Genomic DNA, 25,982 nt, shown 5'->3' on the forward strand with positions numbered 1-25,982 from the left:
TGTAGAGGTGGCGCTAATAATCCCAAACGATTTTTTTCTTGTTTCTACATATATAGAAAGTAATAAGCTGTCGCGCAGGCTGGGCCAAGCTGAGCTGAGCTGAGCTCCAGCCCCCTCTACCTGGCGCAAGCGGTCCGCGCCGGTGCCGTCCCGGCCTTTCAGCGGAATCGCTTACCTTGCACCACTCGTCACCGAAAGTGCCGTCTTGCTGACCACCCGCCTCAGCACGAAACTGGAATGCACGCCGGTCACCCCCTCGATGCGGGTGAGCTTGTTGAGCAGCAGCGCCTGGTAATGGTCCATGTCACGCACCACCACCTTGAGCTGGTAGTCGGCCGACTGGCCGGTGATCAACAGGCATTCCAGCACCTCGGGCAGCAGGCCGACCTCGGCCTCGAAGTTGGCAAAGCGCTCCGGCGTGTGCCGGTCCATCGAGATGTGGATCAGCGCCATCAGTGACAGACCGAGTTTCTTCGCATCCAGCTGGGCGTAGTAGCCGCTGATCAAGCCTGACTCTTCAAGCGCACGCACCCGGCGCAGGCAGGGCGAGGGCGACAGGCCGATGCGATCGGCCAGGTCCTGGTTGTTGATGCGGCCATCTGCCTGCAGGATTTCCAGGATCTGCTGGTCGTAGCGATCGATATTCATTTTTATGCCAAAAATCTATTCTTTGAAGGCATATTATGCCAATTAACCAGATATTTGAAGCAAAAACGCAATCTTCTGCCCTAGCTGTCGGCCTATACTGAAGGCATCTGTCATCCACAGCACCCAGCAATCTGGTCACAAGCCAGCGTTGTACAGTGAGGCTTCACAAGGGCCTGTTTTGCGAGCCATCCACCGGGCAAACCCATGCCTGCGTGGTTGGACTCCAGCGCATAGATAATCACCAGCAATCAGCCGCCAGCCCCGGGGTTCAGCCCGAGGTTGAGCGATCAGGCCGGCACGGCCCGTGGTCCGCCGCGCAGCCCATTCCCTGTCATGACAAAGCGCGACGCCAGCAGCGACTGCGCCAGCTTGCGCTCGACCGGCCAGGGCTCGCCATGCAGCAGCGCTGCCAGCAACTCCCCACACAACACCGACAGCGTCAGGCCGCGCGCGCCCATGCCGGCGCAGACATGCAGGCCCGGCCAGGCCTGCGCGTCGAGCGGGCCGACTGCCGGCACCCGGTCCGGCAGCGTGCAGCGCAGGCCGGCCCAGGCACCCGCCTGCTCGAAGGCCGGTGCCAGCGCGGCTCCCAGCGCGGGCAGCAGCCGCAGCAGCTTGTCGCGGTTGGCGAACTGGTCCTCGGGCTTTAGCAAGGCCTCGGTAACCGAGCGCTCGAAGGTCGAGCCCGCGATCCAGGCGGCGCGGCCGTCCGGTCCGGGCGTTCCGCTCATGAAGCAGCCGTGGCCGTTGACCGGCGCAGCGGGCAGCAAGGCCCTGGTCCCGGCCGGCAGGTCTGCCAGCGCGCCCCAGCTGATCTGGCCGCGCAACGGATTGAGTGGCGGCGTCGCCAAGCCGCTGGCCTGCAGCAGCGCACGGCTGTCATAGGCAGCAGCGATCACGATCTGTTCGGCGCGGGCCAGTTCGATGCCGGCCTCGTCGAGCAGTCGCCAGCTACCTTCGGCCAGCGCTTGCACCGACGCCACGCGGCAGCCGCCACGCCAGCGAATCGCCGGGTGGTCGAGCTGGGCTCGTACCAGGCAGGCCGGGCGCAGCCAGCTCGCCAGCCCATGCCAGAGCGCGGCCGTGCCGGGCGCGAGGCCGGCATCTGCCAGTTGCTGGGCATTCGCGACCCGGCTCGATGCCAGGCCGGATTGCTGCCAGATCTCAGTGCGCGGCAGGCTGTGCTTGCCTTCGACCTGATGCTCGAGCACGCCGCTGGGCGCCCACTGTTCGCCTTGTTGCAGCAGCTCGGCAGCGCGCTGCCGGGTCAGCCGCATGCCGGCACGCGTCAGGCGCGACAGCGCGCCGTCGTCGGGCGAGACATGGGGCGCGACCAGCCCAGCGGGCAGGGCGGAGGCGCCTGCGGCCGGTTCATCGGCCTGGTCCAGCAGCTCGACCGTCCAGCCGCGCTGGGCCAGGCTCCAGGCCACGGCCGAACCCGACAGGCCGCCGCCAACCACCACCGCGTGCCGGCCGGCCGCAGCCGCACGCTGGCGCAGCGCCGACCGGGGCTGCCAGTGCGGCGCATAGCGGGCCTGCAGCCCGGCATCTGCCGCTGAATCAGGTTCAAGATGAGGTTTTGCAATTTCGAAGCCGGCCGCGACCAGCTCGGCTTGCAGGGCGCGGCTGGCATGGCTGCCGTCCAGGCGGCTGCCTGGCAGGCACAGCCGCGCCAGCATCCGGGCCTGGTCACGCTCCTGGCCGGTCGCCTCCGAGCGGGAATCGATGGCGTCGATGCCGTCGGCGGCAGCGGGTGAATCCGGTGAGTCGACAGCCGGCTCAGGCGCTGTCAGCCAGATCTGGTCGACCGCCGCATCCAGTGTCGGCAGCCAGTCCCGCGCCTGGCCCACGCACAGCGTCAGCAGCACCCGCTCGTGCTCGAAGACGAAGCGGTGCACGCCCGGCAGCAAGGCCTGCCATTGCGCAGCGAGTTGTTGCGCCAAGGCCGACAGCCCGGGTTCGTGGGCAGCCACTTGCAGCAGCTCGGCCAGCCTGACCGGCTCCGGGTCGACCGCGGTATAGAACAGCTGGCCGGGCCGGTGCGCGTCGGCGCGCCAGTCGCGCCAGCGGCGCAGGAAGTTCAGCCCGGCACCGAAGCTGGTCTCGAGCTCATGCCAGACCGCTCGGTTGGCCCAGGCCGACAGGCCGGTCTGCTGCGCGTCGGTTTCGGCTTGGGCGGCGGACATGGGGGCTTCAGCCCTCGGTCGGCGGGACGTAGCCGGCAGCCTGGTCGGCGCCTTCGCCGAAGAAATGCTTTTCCATCTGGCGTGCCAGATACTGGCGCGCGCGGGCGTCAGCCAGGTTCAGGCGGTTCTCGTTGACCAGCATGGTCTGGTGCTTGAGCCAGTCGGCCCAGGCCTGCTTGCTCACGCTTTGCCAGATGCGCTTGCCCATCTCGCCCGGGTAGGGCGGAAAATCCAGGCCTTCAGCCTCTACGCCGAGCTTGATGCATTGAACGGTGCGCGCCATCTTGTTGTCCTTCTTTAGAAGTTCAGGTTATGAAAGTATGAAATTTTATTGTTTCTTCTGGCCGTCAAGCACGGGCACAATCCGTCCCGCTGACCAAGCGTGAGACTGTAGCAAGCTTTGCATGCCGTATCCGGTGCGGGCTTGATCTTCCTCAAGCAGGGGGGATAATTGCCTACCCGCTACACTACGGGCCTTCGCTGCCTGGCAGCGTCTGACCTATTTCCATCCGGCCCTGCAGACGGTTATCGACTGTCCGGGCACAGGCACGGCCGACCCGGCCCTGTCTGGCATACAGCTAACACCATGAGCGCATTCCTCGAAGAGACCGTTCTGACCGTTCACCACTGGACCGATCGTCTGTTCAGCTTCACCACCACCCGCGACCAGGCGCTGCGCTTCTCGAACGGTCATTTCACGATGATCGGCCTGCGCAAGGAAGACGGCAAGCCGCTGCTGCGCGCCTACAGCATCGCCAGCGCCAACTACGAGGAACACCTCGAGTTCCTGAGCATCAAGGTGCCCGACGGCCCGCTGACCAGCCGCCTGCAGCATATCCAGCCGGGCGACAAGATCGTAGTCGGCCGCAAGCCCACCGGCACCCTGCTGCTCGACTACCTGCTGCCGGCCAAGAACCTGTACCTGATCGGTACCGGCACCGGCCTGGCGCCGTGGATGAGCATCATCCGCGACCCCGAAACCTACGAGCGCTACGAGAAGGTCATCCTGATGCACGGCGTGCGCGAGGTCAAGGAACTGGCCTACCGCGACTACATCACGCAGGAACTGCCGAAGAACGAATTCCTCGGCGAGATGGTCAGCCAGCAGCTGATCTACTACCCGACCGTGACGCGCGAGCCGTTCGAGCGCCAGGGCCGCATCCCCGACCTGATCACCAGCGGCCAGGTCGCGCGCGAGACCGGCCTGCCGGACCTGAACCCGCTGACCGACCGCGTCATGATCTGCGGCAGCCCCGAGATGCTCAAGTCCCTGAAGGAACTGTGCGAGCAGCGCGGCTTCAAGGAAGGCAACACCAGCACGCCGGGCGACTTCGTGATCGAACGCGCCTTCGTCGAGCAGTAAACCTGCCCGCGCGAGCATGAGAAAAAGGACGGCCTGGTGGTCGTCCTTTTTTGTTGGATACTAGGGTTTCCGCTTAGGTGCAACCAATGGGTCCAGTCTTGCAAGCCTTACTTTCACTTTTTGATCAGCCGCGCCGCCTGCTGGCGCTGATTGCCGCCGCCTGCATCGCCTTGCTGGCCTTCGGCCTCTATCTGCAGCATGCGGTTGGGCTTGAGCCCTGCCCGATGTGCATCGTGCAGCGCTACCTGTTCGTGCTGGTGGCGCTGGTCGCTGCCATCGGTGCCGTGCTGCCCGCCGCTACTGCGCGCTGGAGCGGCGCCCTGATGGCGCTGCTGTCGCTCACGGGTGCCGGCGTCGCGGCGCGCCAGAGCTGGCTGCAGTGGTTCCCGCCCGAGATCACGGCCTGCGGTCGCGACCTGTTCGGCATGATCGAGTCGTTCCCGCTGCGGCGCGTGATCCCGATGCTGTTTCGCGGCAGCGGCGACTGCAGCGCGGTCGACTGGACCTTCCTCGGGTTGACGATCGCCAATTGGTCGTTCCTGAACTTCCTGCTGGTCGCCGCGCTCGGGATCGGACTGCTGCTGAGACGGCGCTGAGCGAGGGCCGAGCATTCTTGGATAGCAGGAACATTGCCCAGCCACCCGGCATCGCTGGGCTTGTAGCTCTCGTAGTGCTGCATACGTCACCTCCTTTCAGAGCGATCAGCCAACTCAATTTGACTTGCCAGAAATGGTGCGCGCTGTTGCAAGCGGCCGAAGCTGATCTCGCCTCGGTAGTAATCCTCGGCGTATTCCTCGCGCAGCTTCAGGCATTCGTAGTCATTGAGCTTGAGGCGGTCGATCGTGGCTTGTAACTTCTCATGGATATCCGCTGGCAGCCCTGGCGCCGGGATCACCTGATACCCGACCAGTTCTATGCGAAAAAAGTCTGCTTCGATCGCGAACGGATCGAGCACGTCTTGATACGCGTTCTTGCGGCTGTTCATCAGCGAACATGCCAGCCGGTAGTTGCGCCACTCGTAGATTTCGCGCCAATCGACCGACTTCGGTAGCATGTGGTCCACCGAAGCGGCGCCCGTCACGCGCTCGATGTAAAAGCTCATGTAAGCGCAGACGCGGTCATAGCCTTCGAGCAGCTCGGGCAAGGCCGCTGTCCAGAAGGGTGGAAACTTGTCAGCCGGTATTTCATCCGGTGAGGTTGCTATCACCTCCCTCGGCCGACCTCGACGCCTTGGCAAGCCGGGGCTGCCTGTCATCTCGGCAATTGCCCGCAAGCCTGGCTGTCTGACCTTGCTGTCGAAGTCCGCCGGTTCTGGGGCTGGCACCACCCGTATCATGCCCAGCCCGCCAGTTGGTTACGGAACCGGCTCCAGCGAATCCAGAACGCGTCCACATCGCTTAGGCTGGCCCGAAGCTTGACGTCGATATCCTGCAATTGCTGCCGTTGCTCGTCGCTCAGTACTTGGTTTGACATCGCTACCGTCCGCAGAAAACCCCGGGCCAGGCCCAGCGCTTCCTCTGCCTGCACCGAAGCCGGCTCCTTCAGGTTGAACACCTCGGACGCCAGCCAGGCATTCACGTCGCCTTTGCGTGACCAGGGGTAGAGCTGCGCCTGTACTTCGCCACCGATCAGGTCGAAGTCCCAGATGCAGTCGCTCATGGGGTCGAAGCTGGGTTCGACCGACGCCAGCACCAGGGGGGAGTGCGTGGCGGCCAGCAGCTGGACGGGGACTTCGCGGGTGCCTGTCAGGGCATCCATCACGTTGAGCAGGGCGGGGACGATGCGCCGCTGCCACTGCGGGTGCAGGTGGCACTCGATCTCGTCGATCAGGAAGATGATTTCGCGTGCCGGATTCACGCGGAAACGCTCGCAGGCCAGTTGATGCTCACGCCAGGTCCAGACCAGCAGGTAGGCCAGTGCGGCAATCCTGCGCATGCCGGCCGAGGCGTGGATCAAGGGCACGTCCTGCCCATAGGGCATGTGAAGTGACGGCAGGTCCTTGACGCTGTCGCCCACGCGCATCGGGGTGCCAGGCCTAATCTTCTCGACGCCCGATGGCGACAAGGCGTCCAGCACCTTGACCAGGTCGTCGAAGGCCGGCTTGCCCGCTTCCTGCCACAGCACCCAGTCATGCAGCAGTCCGTTGCACAACTGGGTTTTGCCATCGCTGGCCAGCAAGCCGTTCCAGACCTCTTCGGGGCTGAAGTCGAAGCTGCGGGGGCGGTTCGGCATGGCAGCTTCCCCCTTGTCGCCTTTCCAGTAGTTGCGCGCAGGGTCCCAGACCGAGAAGCTGCCATCGACGCCGGCATAGATCACCACGCCGGGGATGGCTTGACGCCCCTGGCTGATCGACCACTGCTGGGCTTCGTGGTCGAACAGGCGTTCACCCGCATAGTCGCCGGTGCTGCCCGTGTAGCTGTAGCGGATGCTGGAATCGTCCGCGTCCTGGCGTGGCGCGGCCATGACGCCGCGGGCCCATGTCCGCGTCAGCGCCCACCAGGCAATGTCGAGCACGAAGCTCTTGCCCAGGCCGTTGTCGCCGGTCAGGAAGTTCAGGCGGGGCTTGAAGTCGATGGTCAGCTGCCGGGCCGGGCCGACGCCTTTCAGTGCGAGCTGGTTCAACATGCCTTGCCTCCCACGAAGCTCACCAGTTGCTTGAGCAGCCCATCGGTTTCAGCCTCCAGTGCCAGGATCTCGGCCGTGATTTCCTCCAGACTGCGCAGCGTCTTGTGCTGGTAGAAATACCTGTTGAAGCTGATGGTCTTGTGGTGTACTGAGTGATCCATTGATTTTCTGTTCTTCACTGGGCACAGGCCAGTGTCTTGCATCATTGATGCAAAGTAGTAGTTATGGATTGGTTATATTGCCAATATACTGCTTTTTGCGATCAGTTGACGGCAAATTCCCCCTTGGCTCATAAGTAGCCAAGGGGGAATTTGATGAAGTTTAAGCGGTTAGAACACCGTCACCAACGGCTGGTGGCGATGACGGTGCGCGCGAAGCGCAACGACTCAGAGCAGCGCGCCGCTCTTCTCGCCGCGCTCGTAGACCACATGCGCGCGGCCGACGATCAGCGGGTCGAGCTTGCCGATCGCCTTCAGGTCCTTGTTGCCGTAGTTGAGCTTGTGCAGCACATAGCGCATCGCGCTCAGGCGCGCGCGCTTCTTGCAGTCGCTCTTGATCACGGTCCAGGGCGCGTCGGCGGTATCAGTCTCGAAGAACATCGCTTCCTTGGCGCGCGTGTAGTCGTCCCACTTGTCCAGGCTCGCCAGGTCGACCGGGCTCAGCTTCCAATGCTTGAGCGGATGGACCTCGCGCTCCTTGAAGCGACGCAGCTGCTCGGCTTGGCTGACCGAGAACCAGAACTTGATCAGGTGCACGCCGCTGCGCACCAGATGGCGCTCGAAATCGGGCGCCTGGCGCATGAATTCCTGGTATTCAGCGTCCGAACAGAAGCCCATCACGCGCTCGACACCGGCGCGGTTGTACCAGCTGCGGTCGAACAGCACGATCTCGCCCGCGGTCGGCAGATGCTGGACATAGCGCTGGAAATACCACTGGCCGCGCTCGACCTCGCTGGGCTTCTCGAGCGCGACCACATGCGCGCCGCGCGGGTTCAGGTGCTCCATGAAGCGCTTGATGGTGCCGCCCTTGCCAGCAGCGTCGCGGCCCTCGAACAGGATCACGACCCGCTGGCCGGTTTCCTTGACCCAGGCCTGCAGCTTGAGCAGTTCGACCTGCAGCTGGTATTTCTGCGCCTCGTAGCTCGAGCGCCGCATCAGATGCTTGTAGGGGTAGCCGCCGTCGCGCCAGTCGGCGGCGAGCTCGTCGTCCGGGTGGCCCTTGACCGGTACCGGCTCCTCGAGCAGGGCCTGGCGCAGCACGGCCAGATCATCGGCCGAGCTGCCCTCGATCATCGCGCGCAGCGCGGCGGCACGCTGTGGCGCCGCGAGCTCCTGGTTGCCGAGCAGGTCCAGCACGGCTGCCAGTTGCTTGCCTTGCGCGGCCGTGGTCGCCTCCTGCGGGACATGCCGCGCCAGCGCCGCACCGTCGAGTCTGGGTGCGATGTCGCCGCGTTTGACGGCGCGCGACTTGTTGCTGGTCTTGCCGCCAGTCTTGCCGGCACGAACGGTCTTTTCAGGCGTCGGAATCGGCTTGCTGTCGATGTCTTCGGGGGCGTTGGGGTTCAGGGTCTGGCTCATGTAGCAGCTGTTGAAGGTAATCAGCAAATTGTGTCACCTCTTCATGGCCCTGTCACAATTCCTAGCTGATCAGTCGGATGCCCAGTCCGACAAAGACCAGTGCGGCGCTGCGATTCAGCAGCTGCTGCGCCCGTGCCGAGCGCAGCAGCAGGCTCAGTCCGCCCGCGAGCCAGGCGAAACTGCCGAACACGATCAGCGTCGCCAGCATGAACAGTGCACCCAGGCGGGCGATCTGCCAGGGCACGGGACCGGCGCCTTCCTGCACGAACTGCGGCAGCAGCGCCAGGAAGAAGATCGCGACCTTGGGGTTGCTGAGGTTCATCAGCACGCCGCGGCCGTACAGGCGCCAAGGCTGCAGGCGCAGTGGTTCGTCCCCGGCCTGCAGCGTCGCCGGTGCCCGCCAGGCGCCCCAGGCCAGATAGAGCAGGTAGGCTGCTCCCGCGAGCTTGAGCGCGCTAAAGGCCGCGGGCGAGCTCGCCAGCAGCGCGGCCAGCCCGAGCGCGACCGCCGCCGTATGCGCCAGCAAGCCGGTGCACAACCCTAGCGTCACCAGCAGGCCGGCGCGCCGGCCTTGCGTGGCCGACTGCATCAGCACGAACAGGTTGTCCGGTCCCGGGCTCAGGCCCAGCAGCAGCGCAATCCCGAAAAAGCCCAGTTGTGCCTCGGCGGTCATGGCTTCAGGCGCGGCCGTTCTTGAGCGCGAGCGCGGCTTCTGTCACCAGTGCCGGGCCGCTGTAGATCAGGCCGCTGTAGATCTGCACCACATCGGCACCGGCCTCGATCTTGCTGAGTGCATCGGCGCCGCTCATGATGCCGCCGACGCCGATGATCGGGTAGTCCTTGCCGAGGCGCGCGCGCAGCTGGCGGATCACGGCGTTGCTGGCTTCGAGCACCGGCGCGCCCGACAGGCCGCCGGTCTCCTCGGCATGCTCCAGGCCCTTGACTGCCTCGCGGCTCAGCGTGGTGTTGGTCGCGACCACACCGTCCATGCCGTGGCGTTTCAGCGTGTCGGCGATCACCGCGATCTGCGCCTGGTCGAGGTCGGGCGCGATCTTGACGAACACCGGCTTGTAGGCGCCCAGCTGGTCCGCCAGTTCGGCCCGCTTGGCCGCCAGCGCGCCGAGCAGCTGGTCCAGCGCCTCGTCGCTTTGCAGCTCGCGCAGGTTCTTGGTGTTGGGGCTCGAGATGTTGACCGTCACATAGTCGGCATGCGGGTAGACGCCTTCGAGGCAGATCAGGTAATCGTCGGTCGCGCGCTCGATCGGCGTCGCGGCGTTCTTGCCGATGTTCAGGCCCAGCAGCATGCCGCCTTGCTTCGGTTGCTGGCGCAGCTGCGAGCGCTTGACGTTGGCGATGAAGGCGTCAAGGCCCTCGTTGTTGAAGCCCAGGCGGTTGATCAGCGCGTTCTTCTCGGGGATGCGGAACATGCGCGGCTTGGGGTTGCCGGGCTGGCCCTTGGGCGTCACGGTGCCGACCTCGACGAAGCCGAAGCCCAGGGCGCCCCAGGCGTCGATGCAGCGCGCGTTCTTGTCCAGGCCGGCGGCCAGCCCGACCCGGTTCGGGAATTCCAGCCCGGCCAGCCGGACCGGGTCGCTGACCTGCTGCTGGCGCGCCAGGCACATCAGCGGCGTGTTCTGGAGCTGGGCCAGCTTGTCCAGCGTCAGTTCATGGGCCGCCTCCGGGTCCATCTTAAACAGGAAAGGGCGGGCAAGCGAGTAGGGCAGCAGGGACATTGGATAATCACCGGTCATGACGGGCCAGACGCGGCCCAATCCTCAAATTGTCCCAGATTGCACTCATGACCCACTCCCCACTGACCCAAGACGAACTCAAGACCCTGGTCGGCCAGGCTGCGCTGCGCTATGTCGTGCCCGGCGAGATCGTCGGCGTCGGCACCGGCTCGACCGTCAACAAGTTCATCGATGCGCTGGCGACGATCAAGGACAGCATCAAGGGTGCGGTCTCGAGCTCCGAGGCCTCGACCGCGCGCCTGCAGGCGCTCGGCATCCCGGTCTTCGACAGCAACGAGGTCGAGCAGCTGGCGGTCTACATCGACGGTGCCGACGAGATCGACGGCCAGGGTCACATGGTCAAGGGCGGCGGCGCGGCGCTGACGCGCGAGAAGATCGTCGCGGCCCAGTCCAAGCTGTTCGTCTGCATCGCCGACGAGTCCAAGCTGGTCGAGCAGCTCGGCCAGTTCCCGCTGCCGGTCGAGGTGATCCCGATGGCCGCGCAGCGCATCGCGCGCCAGTTCGCCGCGCTTGGCGGTCGCGCCACGCTGCGCCTGAAGGACGGCGCGCCGCTGGTGACCGACAACGGCCAGCATATCCTCGACGTGACCGGGCTGCGCATCGCCGATCCGCTGGCCTTCGAGGCCGAGGTCAACAACTGGCCCGGCGTCGTGACGGTCGGGGTGTTTGCCTTCCAGAAGGCCGGCGTCTGCCTGCTCGGCACCCGCGACGGCGTCAAGACGCTGGAGTACTGAGCCTGCATCGGGCCCGGTCCGGACGCGGGGGCCTTTCAAGCCTGCCGCCGCTGGCGCTGCAGGCGCCACTGCTGCTGGTGCTGCAGCTCTGGCAGGGTCTGCCCGCCGCGTGGCGCTTCGAGCGTGTGCGTTTCGAGCAGGGCGCCTGGTGGCAGTTGCTGTCGGCCCAGTGGGTCCATCTGAGTCTGCCGCATGCGCTGGCCAATGCCGCCGTGCTGTTGCTGATCGCCTGGCTGCTGCGGCCCTGGCTGTCGACGGCCATCCAGTGCGGCTTGCTGGCTGGCGCCGTGGCCGGCGTGGCCGCCGTGATCGCGCTTGACCCCGGCTGCGCCTATTACGCCGGCTTTTCGGGCGCCCTGCATGGCTGGTTCGGTGGCGCGGCGGTCTGGCTCGCCGGTCGGCGTTCCAGCCCGGGCTTGGCTGCCCTGCGACCGACTTCGGCCGCGCCGGATGAAACCGCTGACACCGGCCCGCCGCCAGCCTGGCCCTGGATCATGCTGGCCCTGCTGGTGCTCAAGGTCGGACTCGAGTCGGCCGGCCTGCTGCCATCGGCCTGGAGCTTTATGGTCTACTGGCCGTCACATGCGGCCGGCCTGGCCGGTGGGCTGCTGGCAGCCTGCCTGATGCGGGCCGGAGCCCGGCTGATGCCGCCGGCGCGTAGCGCCTGACAACAGGACGGCTGAGAGCAGCAGCAGCCATTCCGGCCATCCCGCCGCACCACCGCCGCCGCCGCCAGTCTGGTCGGTGCCGCTGTTGTCGGGCGGCACGACCGGTGCCGGGTTGGCCTGCAGCCAGCGCACGGCCGCTTCCGCATCGAGCATGCCGGCGCCACAGACCGCGTTGGTCTGGCAATGGCTATTGGTCGGATAGGCGCGCGCCGAGTTGGTCAGGATGATCCGGACCTGGTCCGGGCTCAGGTTCGGTTGCATGCCGAGCAGCAACGCTGCCAGTCCCGACACATGGGCCGCCGCGATGCTGGTGCCGCGCACTTCCTCGTAGCTGTCGGACAGCGGCGAGGTCAGGCCGCTGTTGCCCAGGCTGGTGATTGAGTCGCCATCGTTGGCCAGCTGGTTGATGCCGAAGCCGCCACCCGGTGCGCTGAGCGTGGTGCTGGCGCTGCTGTTGGCATAGTAGGCCAGGTCGCCGCGTCGGGTATGGGCCGTGACCGCGATCACGCCCCGGCAATTGGCGGGTTGGCTCAGTGCCTTGTCGGCCTGGTTATCGTCCTGGTTGCCGGTCGCTGCGACCACGACGGCACCCTGGGCCCGCACCCGATCGACCGCTTCCTGGAACGCCGCGCTGCAACTGCCCGCGGCCGCCATGCTCAGGTTGATCACGCGCGCGGGGTAGGGGTTGACCGGCGGTGCGCGCATCGAATCGGGCAGGCTGGGCAATTCCAGCCCGACCGCCCAGTAGACCCCGGTGATGGCGTCGGACAGATAGCCGCCACATTTGCCGAACACGCGCACCGGCAACAGCCGCGCGCCTGGTGCCATGCCCGCTATCCCGAGGCCGTTGCCCGTCACGGCCGCGATCGTGCCGGCCATCATCGTGCCGTGCCAGCTGCTCGGACTGAGCGCGCAGCCGTAAAACTCGGCGGTTTCGCTGTCGCGCACGCTGATCCAGTCGCCGGGATCGCTCGCGTCGCTGTCCCATTGCGCATCGAGGTCGTTGGCAATGCTGGCGTCGCTGATGAAGTCATAGCCCGGCAGCAGCCTGGAGGCTAGGTCGGCATGGGGCCTCAGCCCGGTATCGACCACTGCCACCACCACGCCCTGTCCGGGCGCGACCTCGCCGCGCGCCACATCCCAGGCCCCGGGCAGATTGGCGCTGCCCTCGCGTCCCGGTCCCGGCGGCTGCAGGTTCCACTGGCGCGAGCCGTAGAGCGGGTCGTTCGGTATCAATTGAGGCTTGATGCGCGGGTCGATCTCGGCGTATTCGACCAGCGGGTCACGCTGCAGCTGTTCGATCAGCTGCTGCATCTCGCTCGGGCTCAGCCCGCGATCGGTCAGCACCACATGCAGCTGGGCGCTGATCGAGCGCTGCAGCACCAGTTGTACCGCGGGCCGCCCCGGCGCGCCGGAGAGCAAGCGCTGCGACAGGTTGCTGATGGCCAGTTGTGCTGTCCTGGCTGGCAACGTGGCGTCGACCCCGGAAGCGCCCGGCTTGAACTTGACCAGCAGGCGCCGCTGGGTCGCGGCCTCGGACGCCTGGTGCGCCGTCAGCAACGGGGTGTTGCCAGCCTGGGGCAAGGATTCGGCCGCCTGCAGGCCGGCCGGCGCCAGCGCGCCAGCCTGGATCGTCAGCGCCAATAGGCAAGAGGCAATCCGCCTGTTTGTGGCAATAGCCTGCATCGATGATCCTTCCAGCAGGGGCTTGGCTAGCCCCTGGACCAGAATCTTAGTCCGCCATGCCCTGGTGGCGCAAGAGCGCGTCAAGCGCCGGCTCGCGACCGCGGAAGGCCTTGAACGAGTCCATGGCCGGCCGGCTGCCGCCGACCTCGAGCAGTTCGCGCCGGAAGCGCCGGCCGGTCTCGATGTCGAGCGTGCTGCCGCCGTTGGCCGGAGCCGCTTCCTCGAACGCTGCATAGGCATCGGCGCTCAGCACCTCGGCCCATTTGTAGCTGTAGTAGCCCGCCGCGTAGCCGCCGGCGAAGATATGGCTGAAGGTGTGCGGCGTGCGGCTGTAGGCCGGCGGCTGGATCAGCGCGACCTCGTCGCGTACCTGCTGCTGCAGCGCCATGAAGTCGCCGTCTGCCGCCGCGCCGCTGTGCAGCAGCATGTCGAACAGCGAGAACTCGATCTGGCGCAGCGTCTGCAGGCCGCTCTGGAAGTTCTTCGCTGCCAGCATCTTGTCGAACAGCTCCCTGGGCAGCGGCGCGCCGGTCTCGACATGGGCCGTCATGCCCGACAGCACATCCCATTCCCAGCAGAAGTTCTCCATGAACTGGCTCGGCAGCTCGACCGCGTCCCATTCGACGCCGCTGATGCCCGACACATCATGTTCCTGGATCTGGGTCAGCAGGTGATGCAGGCCGTGGCCGAACTCGTGGAACAGCGTGATGACATCGTCATGGGTCAGCAGCGCCGGCTTGTCACCGACGGCTTCCGAGAAGTTGCAGACCAGCTGCGCGACCGGCGTCTGCAGGCGGGCGTCGTCGGGGCGCAGCCAGCGCGCGCGCACGTCATCCATCCAGGCGCCGCCGCGCTTGCCCGAGCGCGCACCCGGGTCAAGGTAGAACTGGCCGATCAGCTGGCCGGCGCGCTCGAGCCGGAAGAACTTGACGCCCGGATGCCAGACCGGTGCCTGGTCGGCGCGGATCTGGACCTCGAACAGGGTCTCGACGATCTTGAACAGGCCTTCGAGCACCTTGGGCGCGGTGAAGTAGGGCTTGACGTCTTGCTCGCTGTAGGCGTAGCGCGCCTGGCGCAGCTGCTCGCCGATGTAGGGCCAGTCCCAGGCCTGCGGATCGGCCAGGCCGAGCGTGTCGGCCGCGAAGGTGCGCATGTCGGCCAGGTCGCGCTCGGCGTAGGGGCGGGCCTTCTGGCCCAGCTCGCGCAGGAAGGCGATGACTTGCTCGGCCGACTCGGCCATCTTGGGCACCAGCGACACGGCGGCGAAATGCGGATAGCCCAGCAGCGTGGCTTCCTCCTGGCGCAACGCCAGCAGCTCGCGGATGATGGCGCTGTTGTCGAACTTGACCGCATCGCCCTCGGCCTGCTCGCTGGCGCGGGTGCCGTAGGCGCGGTAGAGCTTCTCGCGCAGCGCCCGGTTGCGGCCGAACTGCATCAGCGGCAGGTAGCAAGGCAGCTTGAGCGTGAGCTTGTGGCCTTCCTTGCCTTCAGCTTCGGCGGCCGCGCGGGTGGCCGCCAGCGTGTCGGCCGGCACGCCGTCGAGCTCGTCGGTGCTGGCGTAGTAGGTCCAGGCATCGGTCGCATCGAGCGCGTTCTCGCTGAACTTCTGGCCCAGCTCGGCCTGGCGCTCCTGGATCGCGGCAAAGCGCTCCTTGGCCTCACCCTGCAGCTCGGCGCCGCCCAGCACGAAGCCGCGCAGCGCGTTGGTGCGGGCCTGGGTCTGCTCGGCATTGAGTCGGGCTGGGTCCATTGCCTTGTACTTGGCATAGAGCCGCTCGTCGGCGCCGAGTCGGGTCCAGAACTCGGTCACCTTGGGCAGCGCGGCGTTGTAGGCTGCGCGCAGCTCGGGCGTGTCGGCCACGCTGTTGAGGTGGCTGACCGCGCCCCAGGCGCGACCCAGGCGCTCGGTGGCGACATCGAGCACCAGCGCCATCGCCTGCCAGTCGGCCGCGAAGTCGGCCGCCGTCACCTGCTCGAGTGCCGCAGCGGCGGCCTGCAGCAGCGAGTCGATGGCCGGCTCGACCTGCTCGGGCCGGATGGCGTCGAACAGCGGCAGATCAGTAAAGTCGAGCAGTGGATTGGCGGCGTCGAGCAAGGCGGCGGATTCGGGGGCGGTGGTGGCGTTCATGGTCGGTATCTGGGGCGCAGCAAAAGAAAATGCAAGCACTGGCTTGCCTCAGCCATCAAGAATATCAGGTGCTTGTCACTTGGCTGGCACGGGGTCACGCAGCCAGCCCCGCGTTGATCGGTGTTCCTCAAGCGGTCATCGACCTGCAAAGCGCTTCGAAGGCTTTCACCCGGGTGCTGCAGCGAGTCCGAAGAGCCGCTGGCTGCTGAGCGCCGCCTCGACCCCATCGGGAAAAAGTCCTGTTGAATAGTCCGCCATCGTTTTCAGATCCCTTCGACATCGATGCCATGCTCGGCCAGCCAGACCTTGCGCTGGGCGTAATCCGGCATGGCGCGCTCGACGCGCAGCCAGAACGCAGGGGTGTGGTGCGGTTCGTGCAGGTGGGCGATTTCATGCACCACCACGTACTCGGCGATGCGCGCGGGCAACAGGATCGTCTTCCAGTGGAAGTACAGCCAGTTGCCCTTGCCACACGAGCCCCAGCGGTAGCCCAGGTCCTGTAACTTCACTCCGGCTGGCTCCACTTCCATTCGGCTCTGGTATTCGGCGACGCGGCCGGACAGCCAGGCCTTGGCACGTTCGCTGTACCAGTGGATGAAGTGATCACGGGCTGCTGGCAGCGCATCGCGACGCAGGCAGAAGCGGCCGGCCACTAATTTCAGAGGCATATCCTGCTCGTCGATCAGCTTGAGCCGATGGCTACGCCCGAGGTACAGAAAGCCTTCGCCCCCGACGAACTCCTTGCGCGGTACCGTACGCTGGAGGCGGTCTTTCGCGGCAAGCTTGGTGTAGATCCAGAAGCGCTTTTCTTCGACGAAAGCGCGCAACTGATCATCGCCCACCTGCGGCGGGGCAAACAACACCAGCTCGCCATCACGCTCGACCGTGATCTGCATCGTCCTGCGCCGCGCGCTGCGCTGCACCGTGAACTGTAGATCGCCTACCACCATCATCATCAGACCTGCATCAGCTTGTCGTGCGAGGCGCGGGCCTGCTCCATCAGCTTGTCTGCCAGCACGCCTGCTTTGTCAGCATTCACCAACGGAGGTCGCAGGCGCATCAGGTGGTCGAACAGCTGTCCGTTCAGGTCATCTTGCGCCGCTCGCTTGTGAGGGCTCCAGATATTGCGGTTGCTCTGCAGCTCCTGCGTCAGCAGGTCTACCAACTCGACGGTCACGTCCTTTAGCCGCAGCAGTTCACCAGGCTGAGGCGTCTGGCCCGCACTCACCACATCGAGCACGGTGCGCAGGAAAGGCGCGCAATGTGCGGGCAGATCGCTCGGCGCTTCGTCAGTGCCAGCCTGGTCGCTGCGCAATTCGTCGATGATCTTCTGCAACTGGGCGATCAACTCGTTCCACTGTTCGCCCAAGGTTTTCAGGATCTCATTCAGCCGCTCGGACAGCTTGCGGTACAGCACCGGGTCTTCCTCCGTGTGCTTGCGGATGTGCGAGCGGATCGCATGCTCCATCTCGGATGCCTTGGCTCGGTCGTTTGCTGCGCGGGCGACGTGCGTGTCGAACTCGGCATCGGTCAGATGGATCGGCGGGATCTTGGGGTCGATGCCCAGCGAGATCACGTGGTCGTCGATCAGCTTGCGTACCTTGGCGCCGACGTCCTTGCCCAGGACAGGGGTGTCCTTGTAGCGGTTGCGCGCCCGGGCGTGGATGTAGGCCAGTTTCTTCGCATCACCCGAGTAGGGCAGTCCTTCGGGGCGCGGCAGCACCGTATCCAGCGACCCCAGGAAAGCCTTGAGCTTGACCGCGAACTCGGCACGCAGCTTCTCGCTGCCCAGCGCTTCGACGCAGGCCTCCGTGTCGTCCAGCGACTCGATGCCCTGCTGGCGGAACAGGTCCACCACTCGCAGATGCCGGTCACGCAACACTGGAATCTCATCCTTCAGGCTGGTAAGCGTACCTTCCACGTCCTCGTCGGCGTAGGCGGCCAGCGCTTCTTTCAGGTGCTGCGCCACGCCGAAGTAATCCACCACGATGCCGCAGCGCTTGCCAAAGCCGGTCCGGTTGACACGGGCAATGGCCTGCAGCAGCTCCGCCTCGCGGATCGGGCGATCCAGGTACATCACGCCTTCGATCGGTGCGTCGAAACCGGTCAGCAGCATCGATTTCACCACCAGGAAGGCCAGCGGATCGGTCTTGTTGGGGTCGGCATGGAACAGCGGCTTCTTGAAGCGCTTGATCAGCGCCTCGTGTGCCGTGCCGTCGGTCCAGGTCTTCCAGGCTGGATCGTCGTTGTTGCTGCCCGAGATGATGGGAGCGAACTCGAGGCGTGCCAGCGTGTCGCGGTAGCGCCAGGCCTGCACCACCGCCTGCACCTTGGGAGGACGCTTGCACAAGGCTTCGTCGTCCATGGCCTTGTCTTGCGGACTGAGCGCCTCCGCATCGACCAGCAACTCGTCGCGCGCGGTCTTGAGCGCTTCAAAGTAGCAGATCGCGGCCAACCGGCTGTACGCCACCACCTGCGCCTTGTAGCCATTGGGCAGGATGTTGGTCACGAAGTGCCGGATGATGTCGCGCGCCTTGTCGGCAATCAGCGATGGCGCGTCGAAGATGTGGCTCTTGGTGGCGTATTTCTGCTTGATCGTTTCCAGCTCGTCCGGGCTGTATTGGCGGAACAGGTCCTCGAACAGCTCGTCCAGGCTGGCGCCGTCCTTGACTGCACCGTTGGCCGTGCGCCCTTCGTAGAGGACCGGCACCGTGGCGCCGTCAGCCTCGGCTTCCTTGATGGTGTAGCAGTCGATGAACTCGCCGAAGATTTCATGAGTGCGCTTCTTCTCGCCCATGATGATCGGCGTGCCGGTGAAGCCGATGCGTGCGCAGTTGGGCAGCCCGGCTAGCAGGTTGGCGTGCAGATCGCCTGCCTGGGTGCGGTGGGCTTCGTCCACCAACACCAGGATGCAGTCGTCCTCGTTCAGCAGCTCGTACTTCCTGCTGGTCTTGTAGCTGCCACTGGCGGTCTCGGCCTTGGGCAAGTCGTCTGCCGTCAGCGGGGCATCGCCCACCATGTCGTTGTCGCGGTACTTCTGGATGGTGGCGAAGACCAGGCCTGGCCCCTTGCGGCGGGCCAGCGCCTTCACGCCCGTCGTGCTGTCCGCTACCTCCACCACCTCGCCGGTGAGCGTCGCAGTGACCGAGAGCTGACTTTGCAAGTCCTTGCGGTCGGTGACCACGATGACCTTGAAGCGCCGCAGCTGGGCATCTGCACGCATCTTGCGCACCAGGAACACCATCGTGAGCGACTTGCCCGAGCCCTGGGTGTGCCAGATGATGCCGCCGCGCTGGTCGTGCTCGCCGTGTTGCAGCCGGGTCTGGCCGGTCTTGAGCCTTGCGATGGCACGGTTCACCGCCCGGTATTGCTGGTAACGGCACACCGACTTGATGGTCTGGCCGCCCACCTGCATGAAGAGCTGGAAGTTCTTCACTACGTCGAGCAGATGCGACGGTTTCAGCAGGCCAGCGATCAGGCGCTCCTGTTCCGACAGACCGGATTTGCCCAGGCCTTGTGCCACTTCGATCTCGCTGCCGGAGCCATGCGGGCCGACTACCGTTTTCCACTGCGCGAAGTGCTCCAGGCCCGCGCCCACGCAACCGACCCGTGCCTCGTCGAAACTGGTCGCCACCAGCAGCTGGTTGGTAGCGAACAGGGCCTCGTTGCCCTCGTTGTCATCCACCTCGAAGGCGGCCTTGCGCTGGTTGCTGTAACGACGCAGCTGGTCCACCGCGTCGGCCAGCGGCTCTGGGATAGCAGGGCTCTTGCATTCCACTACCACCAGGGGGATGCCGTTCACCAGCAGCACCAGGTCGGGCACGATAAAGGCCTTGGCACTGTTGAACCCGGGCGGGCAGTCGACGCGGTACTGGTTGACCACCGTGAAGCGGTTGTTGGATGGAGTTTCCCAGTCGATGTAGCGGATGGTCTGGCCGCGGCCGCCGTCCCAGCCCGGCAGGCCTTCGACGGTCAGGCCCTTGATCAGCAGCTCGGTAGCCTTCTGGTTGGCCTCCATCAGCTTATGTGTGCCCAGTCGGGTAATGGCTGCCACCGCTTCGGACAAGCGAGCATCGTCCAGCCAGGGCTGACCGTGCGGGCCGGGGTTCAGGGCACGCAGTTGCTGGCGCAAGGCATGCTCCTGCAGCACCTCGGCAAAACTGGTGCGGCCCGTGATTGACGGGTCGTCCAGACTACCCTCGATGTGTTGCCAGCCCTGCGCCAGCAGCTGCGCCACGAAAGGTTTTTCGACGTCGTCAAGCTCCCAGCCCATGTCTTTTCCCTTAATCTGCCAGAACCATTTCCGACATAACTTCAAACTCGCACGCCATAACTTCCATAAACTCCCATAACGCACCATAACTATGCGTCATGGTGCATCGGGGCCGGTGGTGTAGTAGCTGCCTCGACGCGTGCCATGTTGGGTCAACCGCCCATCCCCCTTCAATCGGGAGAGCAACGCCTTGGTCTGGTTCTCGCCCAGGCGACACAGCTCCATCACGTCCGCCCGTTTGATTTGCCCGTGCTGGCGCACATAGTTCAGCACTAGCTGCTCGTTCTGCAGGTCCGTGAAGCCGGCCTGTCGGGTGTAGGCAGCCTTGTCGCCCTGGCGCTGGTACACGGCAGCCGACAGCGTGTAACTGCGCCCCCGCGCGTTGCCGTGCGCTTCCACCAACCCGGCCTCGGTCAGTGCCTCCAGCGTGCGCTTGGCACTGGCTGCGTCGCGCTGGATGCGGCTGGCCAGCTCCTCTGCAGTCACCCGCTTGAGTTCGCGCACGGCAGCCAGCGCAATCAGGCTGTCGATCGGCAACTCGGCACTCCTGCGCCGTTCCTCTTCTACCACCAGTCGGCGGAAGTCCAGATCGGCTGGCTCGGTGGGCAGGCGTACTACCACGCTGTGGGAATCCGTGCGCGAATAGTCGGGGCTGGGGCGGCCGAACTTGAGCATGCCCCGGAAGATCGTGTCCACGCCTCGCCCCGAGCGCTCCACCACACCAACCCGCTTCATCGCATCTGCCAGAGTGCGGTTGCGCGGGCGCGGTTCGGTCACCAGCAGGTTGGCCAGCGTCACGCCGTCCATCAGCCCGCCGGGGTTGCTCACCACCAGCGCCTCGTCCTCCAGCCGCACATGGACGGCGCCCAGGCGGTGGTAGTCGCGGTGGATCAGGGCATTGGCAACCGCTTCGCGGAAGGCCGCCATGTCCACCATCGGCACCGGAACGCGGAACAGGCCGACCTGGATCTCCTCCTCCGGGTTGTAGGGGCGGAAGTTGGTCTCAAGCCAGTCGAGCGCCTTGAGCAGCGGAAAACGGCGGAATTCGTTGAAGCGCACCGCCTGCTGCGCCAGCACTTGGAACGCAAATTCGTGGGTCGGCACCCGCTCGCGTAACGCGCCCTCGCGGCCCACCAGCAGCAGACCGGTCAGCGTCGGCACGCGGGTGCCGTCCTGCAGGCGGGCGGTCAGGCCCAGCGCGCCGTCCAGTGCCTCGTCGTCCAGTTCCAGCAGCACCCGGTCGCCACCGTACTGCTGCACGGCCTGGCGCAGGCGCTCGCGCTCAAGCGGGTCCAGGTCGGCCAGCGTGGTGCCCGCCACTGGCTGTCCCGACACGTCGATCAACCCGAAGCTGGAGGCGCGGCTGATCCGCTCGTGGGGCAGCATGGGTACACACTCGGGGCTGCCATCGGACTTGAGGCGGCGGCGCAGATAGACGCCGTTGTTGGTGGCCACCTCGCCTTGGGCCTTGGGCACCTCGATGCGGGCGACGCACACTCCCGCAGCCTCGACCGAGGACACCCGAACCGTGAGTGAGGGAGAGGTCCGCGCCGCGACCATCCCGGCCAGACCCGCCAGCATCTGGTGATCAACATGCAGTCCAGTAGGGCGGCCGTCATCTTCCACGCCCAGCCACAGCTCGCCACCTTCGGCGTTGGCCAGGCAGACGATGGCCTCGACCAGTTCGCGGTCCGGCAGCTTTTTCAGGTCGCTCTTGAATTCGACGGTGAGCGATTCGGCGCTGGGCAAGGCGTCGGTCATGGGGCGGCGGCCTCAAGCAAGGGCGTGACGCGGACGCGGCCGGTGAGGAGGTCGTCCATCAGGCCAGCTTTGAGTTCGCGCAGCTTTGCGACTTCGATAGCGGCGTTCTGGATGCGTTTGTCGATCTCGTCCAGCCGCTCAGCGATGAGGTCCTGCTCACGGCGCTCAGGCCGCACTGTTAAAAGTCCGCGAACGGTCGGTAGATTCAGGCCAGCCTTGGCCCCGGCGTCGTTCAACTGACTGATGTATATCTGAGCGACCGGGCAGGCCAAGTAATGGCCAACGAATCTCGGGTTGACAGCACTAAAACTTGGCCGAACTACGGCGATGTGCTGATTGATGTATGCCTCGCCCATTCCCTCAGGAATAACCCCCACGATACCTAGATCCGCGGTGATCGAAATCAGAATATCACCTGGTTCTAGTCGGGTCCGCTGCCCGTCAGCATTGCGTGGCGGTCGTACGTAAATCGTGGAGTCGAAGCGGAAATTGATGTGTTCGCGTGTCAGGTTGCCAATGCGAACGAACAGTGCGCCACTCTCGGAATAGTAGCGCGCCCAGTCTCTCGAACCGCTGGTCACTGTGGAGGACACCGATTCCAAGGTGGCGGTGTCCCAATCCTGCGGAATCCACCCCAGAGGCGACTCCTTGTAGAGATGGGGAGCTTCGGCCTGGGGCGGGCGCAGTTCGCCGTTGGCATCGATGCCGCGCGTCAGCAGATCGTGAAGCAGGCCTTGCTTGACTGCTTTGAGCTTGGCGATGATCGACTCGGTTTCAAAGATGGCCGTGTCAAGGGTGTCGAGGATCTGGGCGATCTGTGCCTGCTCGGTCAGCCCCGGATAGCTAATCGGTAACGCCAGCAGCTTGGACTTTGGCAAGTTCTTCATGCTGCCGCTGGTGCCCGTCGCATGAACCTCAACATGGCGGCGATATGCGGCTGACTGCAGAACGAAAGACATCCAGCGCATGCTGATCTTCGTGCTGTCTTTGGGCTTCAGTTGCCAGAGTCGATCCGGCAAAAACAGTGACGGATGCGCCTCGCGTACATAGCAGGATTCGCCGACGAGTGCCGGCGTATTCATGCGGCTCACCAGAATTGAATCACCCTGTACCGGTTCGGCGACGAGACGACGCTCATGCTCAACGACAGTCTTGTTCTGGTCCGGTAAGAACTGGCCGCCACTGACGGCGCTGGTCTTGAGGACGCCGATTTCGCCAGACCCATGTGGACGGTCCTCAGCGTTGACACTCACTCCAGCATTGAGGGCAGCGATTGAGTCGGCAAGCTGGCCATCGAACCAATCAGACATACCCCAACCCCTTCAAGAATCCCTGCAACGCCTGTGTCGCGGCATCCCGCCTGCCCTCGATTTCTGTCAGCGTCACGCGGTACTTGTCCCACCAATTCTCGAACGCGGCGACGATGGCTTTGCGCTGGGCAGTGATGTAGCGCTCGACGATCGCGCGCATGTCGTCGTGCAGGATGGTCAGCAGCAGATCGGCGGCGGCTTCTGGCGTCAGCCCTTCCACAGCGGTGCCGATGTGCTGCTTGAAGCTGTCGTGCTTGGCCTTGAGTTGTTTCTTGACTGTGGCGAGTTCCTTCTTCCAGGTTTTGAGCTGTGCCTCTTCCACGACGTTCTCGTTGTCCTCGTCCCCGCCTGCGACCTCGGCGTCCGCTTCCGTACTGTCCTCACCCTCATCATCCTTGGGGCTTGCGGCCTTTATCTTGCTGTCTAACTCGGCCTTCTTTGCCTCAAGCTCACTGATGGCCTCGACGAAGTCGCTCATCAGGAACTTGACCAGCTTGTGCTCCAGAGGGCGCTCTTTGCTGGACTTGTCTTCCAGCGCAGTGACGATGCTGGTGCGCCATGCATCCATCACGCCCTTGGCATCGCGCGCCATCAGGGTGAGGAAGTCGTACTTGGTCTGGTACCAGAAGCCGGCGACGATGCCGCGCACCTGGAAGGGGTCGAGCATGCCGATCGCTTCCAGCGACTCGCTGAAGCTGGCCAGCAGGTCGTTGCGCAGGGCGACCAGGCTGGATGCGTTGTCCATTTGACCGGCCAGCGCTGTGATGCGTGCGCTGTGCTGCTGCCACCACTGTTCGAACGCTGAACGGATGGCGGCTTCCTTGACGACCAGCCCGGCATTGCCTTCGATGGCAGGCTTGAGATCCTGGCGCCTGGTCAGTTCGGGCCGGAAGTCCAGGTACTTCGCATCACGCTCGATGAGCAGGTCCAGCGGGCTCAGGCCGTGGGCTTTGAACAGCGTGGCCTTGGCATCCACTTCTGCTTTGGGCACGCCGCCCACCAGATGGGCACGCACGTCGTGCGGCTCGGGCGGCGGGGCGTTGTCGGCGTAGCGGCGGATGTTGAGGTTGTAGTCGTTGGCTTTCAGCGTGGCGTTGTCCACGATGGCCGAGAAGCCCGGCACCGCCTGGAACTCGTCGAAGGTGGTGACGATCTTCTCGATGTGCTCGGGCAGCAGGTAGTTCTGCGCCCGGCCTTCGAAGAACTCGCGGTCGGCGTTGATGAACAGCACCTTGCCCTGGCGTTCGGCGGGCTTGCCGCTGACACGGCTGGCGCCGTTGGCCACCTGCTGGCGCAGCACCAGGATGCAGGCGGGGATGCCAGTGCCGTAGAACAGGTTGGGCGCGACGCCGATCACGGCTTCCAGCAGGTCGTCTTCGATGATGCCGGCGCGAATGGTCTTCTCCTCACCACCCCGGAACAGGACACCATGCGGCAAGACGGTGGCCACCATGCCGCCGTCGCGGGTGACGGCCAGCATGTGCTGCAAAAACATCAAGTCGGCCTTCTTGGCGCCCAGCGGCACCTGACCGTAGCGGAAACGCTCGGGAAACTTCGGCGCCCAGGCAGGTGTGCCGTCGGCGTTCTGTTCGGTGTTGCCCCAGTGGATCGAGAACGGCGGGTTGGTGAGCACCCGGTCGAAGTGCATCAACTCGCCGCCTTCGACATGCTGCGGCTCGGCCAGGGTGTCGTCGTTCTGCAGGTTGGCGGTACTGATACCGTGCAGCAGCATGTTCATCTTGGCGATGGACCAGACGGTGCCGTTGAACTCCTGCCCGAACAGGTTGGCCTTGCGGCCGTTTTCGCCGTGCTCGTCGATGTATTCCTTGGCCGCAATCAGCATGCCGCCAGAGCCACAGCAGGGGTCGTAGATGTCATGGGCCAGGGTTGGCTTGATCAGCCGGACCATCATCCGCACTACTGAGCGCGGGGTATAGAACTCGCCGCCCTTTTTGCCGGCCGAGTCGGCGAACTCGCCGATCAGGTACTCATAGGCTGCACCGAGCAGGTCGGGGAACTCGAAGTCCTCGTTGCGCAGGCGGTAGATGCCGAAGTGGGTGATCAACTGGCGCAGCTTGATGTCGGGTATCTTGCTCTGGCCGACCTTGCGGGTGAAGTCGATGTGCTCCAGCACGTCGTACAGGCTGGTGTTCTCGCCCTCGATGCCTGTGAGTGCCTTGTTCAGGTAGTCGCCAACGTTCTGGTGAGCGTCGTTGAGCAGCGTCTGGTAGCGCGACTGCGGCGGAACCCAGAAGTAGCCGTCCCGCTTGTACCAGCGCGGGTTCGCCGCCGAGACGATGGCCTCGAGTTCGGTCTTGCCTGCCTCGCGCTCGAGACGCATGACTTCCTCTTGGCGTTGCTCGAAGACGTCGGAGCAGCGCTTGAGGAACAGCATGCCGAAGATGTATTCCTTGAACTCGGCGGCGTCCATCTTGCCGCGCAGGATGTCGGCGGCTTTGAACAGGTGGCGCTCCAGTTGGGGCAGAGTCAATGGCATATGAAGTATCTGATTCGATCCAATTGTGTTCAAAAAACAAAGCGCGACAGCCGGCGTTCTTCATTTTTTGTGTCTGGCGCTTGCAAGCTGAAGTGCAGCAAAATCGCGCCATTGCCCCACGAGCGCAATATATCCAGCAGAAGGACCGACAGATGCATCCAAACCCGGCCATCATCGGCCTGTTCGTCAAGGCCGTGGCCTTCGCGGCCGACAAGCACCGGAACCAGCGCCGCAAGGATGCTGACGCCTCGCCCTACATCAACCATCCGATCGCGCTCTCCAGCGTGCTGGCCAACGAGGGCGGTGTCGCTGATGTGGCCGTACTGTGTGCGGCGGTGCTGCACGACACGATCGAGGACACCGAGACCTCATCGGCAGAGCTGGCAGCCATCTTCGGTCCGCAGGTTACCGCGATTGTCCTGGAAGTGACCGACGACAAGTCGCTGGATAAGCCTGTGCGCAAGCAGCGCCAGATCGAGCATGCCCCGCATATCTCGCGGGAGGCCAAGCTCGTGAAGCTGGCCGACAAGATCTGCAACCTGCGCGATATCCTGGCCTCGCCGCCCGCCGATTGGTCGGCAGAGCGCAAGCAGGGCTACTTCAGCTGGGCTGCCCAGGTGGTTGCCGGTGTCCGCGGCGTCCATCCCGGGCTTGAAGCCGTGTTCGACGGACTGCTGGCCCGCCAGGCCGAGCTTCGCTGACTGCATTGGCGCGTCAGTCCGCGTCGCGCTGGCGCCAGGCTTCGCAGGGTATTTCGACGCAAAGTGATCCATCC

Annotated in this window: 21 protein-coding genes; 5 read left to right on the forward strand and 16 right to left on the reverse strand. The window is 64.9% G+C overall.

The genetic code is table 11. The annotated features are described in order from the left end of the window. Nucleotides 1-171 precede the first annotated feature (171 nt). The 3 genes from C6P61_RS09205 to C6P61_RS09215 form a co-directional block, all read right to left on the reverse strand. On the reverse strand, nt 172-648 hold the full coding sequence (locus C6P61_RS09205) for an Lrp/AsnC family transcriptional regulator (RefSeq protein WP_105729637.1): 477 nt from the start codon (nt 646-648) through the stop codon (nt 172-174). A gap of 287 nt (nt 649-935) precedes the next feature. Continuing rightward, entirely contained in the window at nt 936-2,834 is a 1,899-nt protein-coding gene (mnmC1, locus tag C6P61_RS09210; protein ID WP_105729638.1) for an FAD-dependent 5-carboxymethylaminomethyl-2-thiouridine(34) oxidoreductase MnmC1, read from the reverse strand. A 7-nt stretch (nt 2,835-2,841) separates the two neighbouring features. Next, on the reverse strand, nt 2,842-3,117 hold the full coding sequence (locus tag C6P61_RS09215; protein WP_105729639.1) for an oxidative damage protection protein: 276 nt from the start codon (nt 3,115-3,117) through the stop codon (nt 2,842-2,844). A 303-nt stretch (nt 3,118-3,420) separates the two neighbouring features. Between C6P61_RS09215 and C6P61_RS09220 the strand changes: the two genes are divergently transcribed. Together C6P61_RS09220 and C6P61_RS09225 are read left to right on the forward strand one after the other, a co-directional pair. Continuing rightward, nucleotides 3,421-4,197, forward strand: coding sequence for a ferredoxin--NADP reductase (locus tag C6P61_RS09220; RefSeq protein ID WP_105729640.1), 777 nt, complete (start codon nt 3,421-3,423; stop codon nt 4,195-4,197). 98 nt (nt 4,198-4,295) lie between these two features. Beyond that, a complete protein-coding gene (locus C6P61_RS09225) occupies nt 4,296-4,793 on the forward strand; it encodes a disulfide bond formation protein B (protein WP_244908852.1) in 498 nt (165 codons plus the stop codon). Between the two features lie 86 nt (nt 4,794-4,879). Here C6P61_RS09225 and C6P61_RS09230 read toward each other — a convergent pair whose 3' ends face one another. The 6 genes from C6P61_RS09230 to C6P61_RS09250 form a co-directional block, all read right to left on the reverse strand. Next, entirely contained in the window at nt 4,880-5,341 is a 462-nt protein-coding gene (locus C6P61_RS09230) for an HNH endonuclease family protein (RefSeq protein WP_211296955.1), read from the reverse strand. A gap of 188 nt (nt 5,342-5,529) precedes the next feature. Next, complete coding sequence (locus C6P61_RS09235) at nt 5,530-6,822, reverse strand: AAA family ATPase (protein ID WP_105729643.1); 1,293 nt, start codon at nt 6,820-6,822, stop codon at nt 5,530-5,532. Next, a complete protein-coding gene (locus tag C6P61_RS17950; protein ID WP_170067355.1) occupies nt 6,816-6,983 on the reverse strand; it encodes a hypothetical protein in 168 nt (55 codons plus the stop codon). The genes C6P61_RS09235 and C6P61_RS17950 overlap by 7 nt, the downstream gene beginning before the upstream one ends. Nucleotides 6,984-7,208: 225 nt before the next feature. Continuing rightward, nucleotides 7,209-8,399 carry a polyphosphate kinase 2 gene (gene ppk2, locus C6P61_RS09240; RefSeq protein ID WP_105729784.1) on the reverse strand — a complete coding sequence of 397 codons (1,191 nt, stop codon included), beginning with the start codon at nt 8,397-8,399 and terminating at the stop codon, nt 7,209-7,211. Between the two features lie 61 nt (nt 8,400-8,460). Next, nucleotides 8,461-9,072 carry a LysE family translocator gene (locus C6P61_RS09245; protein WP_105729644.1) on the reverse strand — a complete coding sequence of 204 codons (612 nt, stop codon included), beginning with the start codon at nt 9,070-9,072 and terminating at the stop codon, nt 8,461-8,463. A gap of 4 nt (nt 9,073-9,076) precedes the next feature. Continuing rightward, complete coding sequence (locus C6P61_RS09250; protein ID WP_105729645.1) at nt 9,077-10,132, reverse strand: quinone-dependent dihydroorotate dehydrogenase; 1,056 nt, start codon at nt 10,130-10,132, stop codon at nt 9,077-9,079. 65 nt (nt 10,133-10,197) lie between these two features. Here C6P61_RS09250 and rpiA point away from each other — a divergent pair, with 65 nt between their 5' ends. Together rpiA and C6P61_RS09260 are read left to right on the forward strand one after the other, a co-directional pair. Then, complete coding sequence (rpiA, locus tag C6P61_RS09255) at nt 10,198-10,884, forward strand: ribose-5-phosphate isomerase RpiA (RefSeq protein WP_105729646.1); 687 nt, start codon at nt 10,198-10,200, stop codon at nt 10,882-10,884. A gap of 77 nt (nt 10,885-10,961) precedes the next feature. Continuing rightward, entirely contained in the window at nt 10,962-11,552 is a 591-nt protein-coding gene (locus C6P61_RS09260; protein WP_170067357.1) for a rhomboid family intramembrane serine protease, read from the forward strand. On the opposite strand, the gene C6P61_RS09265 is transcribed toward C6P61_RS09260, so the two are convergent. From C6P61_RS09265 to C6P61_RS09295, 7 genes are all read right to left on the reverse strand, one after another. Then, the gene (locus C6P61_RS09265; protein ID WP_105729647.1) at nt 11,463-13,196 is read right to left on the reverse strand and encodes a S8 family peptidase; all 1,734 of its coding nucleotides are present in this window, start codon (nt 13,194-13,196) and stop codon (nt 11,463-11,465) included. The genes C6P61_RS09260 and C6P61_RS09265 overlap by 90 nt on opposite strands. A gap of 88 nt (nt 13,197-13,284) precedes the next feature. After that, a complete protein-coding gene (locus tag C6P61_RS09270) occupies nt 13,285-15,366 on the reverse strand; it encodes a M3 family metallopeptidase (protein WP_105729648.1) in 2,082 nt (693 codons plus the stop codon). A gap of 263 nt (nt 15,367-15,629) precedes the next feature. Then, complete coding sequence (locus C6P61_RS09275) at nt 15,630-16,322, reverse strand: M48 family metallopeptidase (protein WP_105729649.1); 693 nt, start codon at nt 16,320-16,322, stop codon at nt 15,630-15,632. Beyond that, nucleotides 16,322-19,639, reverse strand: a complete 3,318-nt coding sequence (locus C6P61_RS09280; protein WP_105729650.1) for a type I restriction endonuclease subunit R — start codon at nt 19,637-19,639, stop codon at nt 16,322-16,324. Before C6P61_RS09280 ends, C6P61_RS09275 begins: the two co-directional genes overlap by 1 nt. A gap of 96 nt (nt 19,640-19,735) precedes the next feature. Further along, complete coding sequence (locus C6P61_RS09285) at nt 19,736-21,400, reverse strand: DNA glycosylase AlkZ-like family protein (protein WP_105729651.1); 1,665 nt, start codon at nt 21,398-21,400, stop codon at nt 19,736-19,738. Next, nucleotides 21,397-22,710, reverse strand: a complete 1,314-nt coding sequence (locus tag C6P61_RS09290; protein WP_105729652.1) for a restriction endonuclease subunit S — start codon at nt 22,708-22,710, stop codon at nt 21,397-21,399. Before C6P61_RS09290 ends, C6P61_RS09285 begins: the two co-directional genes overlap by 4 nt. Beyond that, a complete protein-coding gene (locus tag C6P61_RS09295; RefSeq protein ID WP_105729653.1) occupies nt 22,703-25,207 on the reverse strand; it encodes a type I restriction-modification system subunit M in 2,505 nt (834 codons plus the stop codon). Before C6P61_RS09295 ends, C6P61_RS09290 begins: the two co-directional genes overlap by 8 nt. 173 nt (nt 25,208-25,380) lie before the next feature. Here C6P61_RS09295 and C6P61_RS09300 point away from each other — a divergent pair, with 173 nt between their 5' ends. Beyond that, complete coding sequence (locus tag C6P61_RS09300; RefSeq protein ID WP_105729786.1) at nt 25,381-25,908, forward strand: HD domain-containing protein; 528 nt, start codon at nt 25,381-25,383, stop codon at nt 25,906-25,908. Nucleotides 25,909-25,982 lie beyond the last annotated feature (74 nt).

The sequence above is a fragment of the Malikia spinosa genome, assembly GCF_002980625.1.
GTDB classification, from domain to species: domain Bacteria; phylum Pseudomonadota; class Gammaproteobacteria; order Burkholderiales; family Burkholderiaceae_C; genus Malikia; species Malikia spinosa.

Coding starts and splice junctions, on each gene's coding strand:
- C6P61_RS09280 (WP_105729650.1), bottom strand. CDS start 19,639: ATGGGCTGGGAGCTTGACGACGTCGAAAAACCTTTCGTGGCGCAGCTG.
- rpiA (WP_105729646.1), top strand. CDS start 10,198: ATGACCCACTCCCCACTGACCCAAGACGAACTCAAGACCCTGGTCGGC.
- C6P61_RS09270 (WP_105729648.1), bottom strand. CDS start 15,366: ATGAACGCCACCACCGCCCCCGAATCCGCCGCCTTGCTCGACGCCGCC.
- C6P61_RS09295 (WP_105729653.1), bottom strand. CDS start 25,207: ATGCCATTGACTCTGCCCCAACTGGAGCGCCACCTGTTCAAAGCCGCC.
- C6P61_RS09290 (WP_105729652.1), bottom strand. CDS start 22,710: ATGTCTGATTGGTTCGATGGCCAGCTTGCCGACTCAATCGCTGCCCTC.
- C6P61_RS09285 (WP_105729651.1), bottom strand. CDS start 21,400: ATGACCGACGCCTTGCCCAGCGCCGAATCGCTCACCGTCGAATTCAAG.
- mnmC1 (WP_105729638.1), bottom strand. CDS start 2,834: ATGTCCGCCGCCCAAGCCGAAACCGACGCGCAGCAGACCGGCCTGTCG.
- C6P61_RS09235 (WP_105729643.1), bottom strand. CDS start 6,822: ATGTTGAACCAGCTCGCACTGAAAGGCGTCGGCCCGGCCCGGCAGCTG.
- C6P61_RS09275 (WP_105729649.1), bottom strand. CDS start 16,322: ATGATGATGGTGGTAGGCGATCTACAGTTCACGGTGCAGCGCAGCGCG.
- C6P61_RS09215 (WP_105729639.1), bottom strand. CDS start 3,117: ATGGCGCGCACCGTTCAATGCATCAAGCTCGGCGTAGAGGCTGAAGGC.
- C6P61_RS09250 (WP_105729645.1), bottom strand. CDS start 10,132: ATGTCCCTGCTGCCCTACTCGCTTGCCCGCCCTTTCCTGTTTAAGATG.
- C6P61_RS09220 (WP_105729640.1), top strand. CDS start 3,421: ATGAGCGCATTCCTCGAAGAGACCGTTCTGACCGTTCACCACTGGACC.
- ppk2 (WP_105729784.1), bottom strand. CDS start 8,399: ATGAGCCAGACCCTGAACCCCAACGCCCCCGAAGACATCGACAGCAAG.
- C6P61_RS09205 (WP_105729637.1), bottom strand. CDS start 648: ATGAATATCGATCGCTACGACCAGCAGATCCTGGAAATCCTGCAGGCA.
- C6P61_RS09245 (WP_105729644.1), bottom strand. CDS start 9,072: ATGACCGCCGAGGCACAACTGGGCTTTTTCGGGATTGCGCTGCTGCTG.
- C6P61_RS17950 (WP_170067355.1), bottom strand. CDS start 6,983: ATGGATCACTCAGTACACCACAAGACCATCAGCTTCAACAGGTATTTC.